Source organism: Geotalea toluenoxydans JCM 15764 (assembly GCF_001311985.1).
Taxonomy (GTDB): domain Bacteria; phylum Desulfobacterota; class Desulfuromonadia; order Geobacterales; family Geobacteraceae; genus Geotalea; species Geotalea toluenoxydans.
Map to the genome: position 1 here is coordinate 1 of NZ_BBCJ01000057.1, position 2,500 is coordinate 2,500.

A 2,500-nucleotide genomic window follows, 5' to 3' on the forward strand; every position below is an offset into this window, starting at 1 on the left:
AGTTAATTTTTATGGTCAAGCCTCACGGCCGATTAGTACTGGTCAGCTAAACAGATTGCTCTGCTTACACACCCAGCCTATCAACGTTGTGGTCTACAACGGGCCTTTAGGGGTTGTTACACCCAGGGATACCTAATCTTGAAGGAGGCTTCCCGCTTAGATGCTTTCAGCGGTTATCCTTTCCGTACATAGCTACCCAGCGAATGCCACTGGCGTGACAACTGGAACACTAGAGGTACGTCCATCCCGGTCCTCTCGTACTAAGGACAGCTCTTCTCAAGTATCCTGCGCCCACAGAAGATAGGGACCAAACTGTCTCACGACGTTTTAAACCCAGCTCGCGTACCGCTTTAATTGGCGAACAGCCAAACCCTTGGGACCTACTTCAGCCCCAGGATGCGATGAGCCGACATCGAGGTGCCAAACCTCCCCGTCGATGTGAACTCTTGGGGGAGATCAGCCTGTTATCCCCGGCGTACCTTTTATCCGTTGAGCGACGGCCCTTCCATACAGAACCGCCGGATCACTAAGACCTACTTTCGTACCTGCTCGACTTGTTGGTCTCGCAGTCAAGCTCCCTTATGCCTTTACACTCTACGGCTGGTTTCCAATCAGCCTGAGGGAACCATCGCGCGCCTCCGTTACTCTTTGGGAGGCGACCGCCCCAGTCAAACTACCCATCAGACAGTGTCCCCGACCCGGATGACGGGCCTGGGTTAGACACCCAAAACAACCAGGGTGGTATTTCAAGGTTGACTCCACCGATACTGGCGTACCAGCTTCAAAGTCTCCCACCTATCCTACACAAGCTATTCCGAATGTCACTGTCAAACTGTAGTAAAGGTGCACGGGGTCTTTCCGTCTTTCTGCGGGTACTCGGCATCTTCACCGAGAATTCAATTTCGCTGAGCCACTGGTTGAGACAGCGCGGAAATCGTTACGCCATTCGTGCAGGTCGGAACTTACCCGACAAGGAATTTCGCTACCTTAGGACCGTTATAGTTACGGCCGCCGTTTACTGGGGCTTCGGTTCAAAGCTTCGCCTTGCGGCTGACAAATCCCCTTAACCTTCCAGCACCGGGCAGGCGTCAGACCCTATACATCGACTTACGTCTTAGCAGAGTCCTGTGTTTTTAGTAAACAGTCGCTACCGCCATTTCTCTGCGACCCTCTTCGGCTTCACGTGCGTATCGCTACACCTAATGAGGGCATACCTTCTCCCGAAGTTACGGTATCATTTTGCCGAGTTCCTTAACCAGTGTTCTCTCAAGCACCTTAGGATTTTCTCCTCACCCACCTGAGTCGGTTTACGGTACGGTCACCTGTGAACTGAAGCTTAGAGGCTTTTCTTGGAAGCATGGGATCAACGACTTTATGAGCATACGCTCTCGTCATCACGCCTCGGCGTTAATGGAGAAAGGGATTTGCCTCTCTCTCCCGCCTACACGCTTAAACCGGGACATCCAGCACCCGGATCGCCTACCCTTCTCCGTCCCCCCATCGCATTCACAGGTGGTACAGGAATATTAACCTGTTTCCCATCAACTACGCCTTTCGGCCTCGCCTTAGGGACCGACTAACCCTAAGCAGATTACCTTTACTTAGGAAACCTTGGGTTTTCGGTGACAAGGTTTCTCACCTTGTTTTTCGCTACTCATGTCAGCATAATCTCTTGTGATACCTCCAGCCGTTCTCACGATCGACCTTCGCAGGCTTACACAATGCTCCCCTACCACTCATACCTTAAGGTACGAATCCGTAGCTTCGGTACTATGCTTAGCCCCGTTACATTTTCCGCGCAGACCCACTCGACCAGTGAGCTATTACGCTTTCTTTAAAGGGTGGCTGCTTCTAAGCCAACCTCCTGGTTGTCTGGGCATTTCCACATCGTTTTCCACTTAGCATAGATTTTGGGACCTTAGCTGACGGTCTGGGCTCTTTCCCTTTCGACCATGGATCTTATCACCCATAGTCTGACTCCCACAATAACAGTTAGCGGTATTCGGAGTTTGGTTAGGTTTGGTAATCCGGTAAGACCCCTAGCCCATCCAGTGCTCTACCCCCGCTACTTACTTTGTGAGGCTATACCTAAATATATTTCGGGGAGAACCAGCTATCTCCGAGTTTGATTAGCCTTTCACTCCTATCCACACCTCATCCCCTGCTTTTCAACGCCAGTGGGTTCGGGCCTCCACGAAGTGTTACCTTCCTTTCACCCTGGACATGGATAGATCACCCGGTTTCGGGTCTACTTCCTGCAACTATGGCGCCCTATTAAGACTCGCTTTCGCTTCGGCTCCACTCTATGAGCTTAACCTCGCTGCAAAAAGTAACTCGCTGACTCATTATGCAAAAGGCACGCGGTCACCCTGGACATGCCATAGGGCTCCCACTGCTTGTAGGCATACGGTTTCAGGTTCTATTTCACCCCCCTCATCGGGGTACTTTTCACCTTTCCCTCACGGTACTGGTTCACTATCGGTCAGAGAGTAGTATTTAG

General features: G+C 51.5%; 1 rRNA gene (cut by a window edge). It reads right to left on the reverse strand.

The window, feature by feature from the left end:
* Positions 1 to 11 precede the first annotated feature (11 nt).
* A 23S ribosomal RNA gene (locus JCM15764_RS20560) occupies positions 12 to 2,500 on the reverse strand; it runs 465 nt beyond the window's last position.